The sequence below is a fragment of the Arthrobacter sp. Y3223164 genome (assembly GCF_059091005.1).
In genome coordinates, this window is the sequence record NZ_JBNHGF010000942.1 from 1 (window position 1) to 334 (window position 334).

General features: G+C 76.0%; 1 protein-coding gene. It reads right to left on the reverse strand.

Translation table 11 applies throughout. The features are described 5' to 3' along the window. Nucleotides 1-334: glycosyltransferase family 9 protein (locus tag AC5RUJ_RS18840; protein WP_494156583.1), on the reverse strand; the 334-nt coding region annotated here is incomplete at both ends.

The following is a 334-nucleotide window of genomic DNA, read 5'->3' on the forward strand; positions in this document are numbered from 1 at the left end:
CCGCTCTCCCGATCGTCCCGCGCGGCCGGCGCCGCGCCGGCCAGGCCCACCACCTCCAGCGCGCGCAACACCTCGTGCTGGTAGTACAGGTAGGGGATGGTCCGCTCGAGCGCGGCCGCGTCCGGGGTCCGGGTGCCCACCGTGTGCCGTGCGCCCAGTTCCAGCAGGAACGGGTTCGAGTTCCGGCCGCCGCCGTGCAGCTGCACGGCCAGGTCGAACTGCTCGCCGCGCATCCGCTGGTGGAACCGGGCGATGGCCTGCGGATCCTCCGGCCCCGGGCGAACCCCGTGCGCGAACGGCAGCGGTTCCACCCGGTGCACCGGGCCCGGCCGGC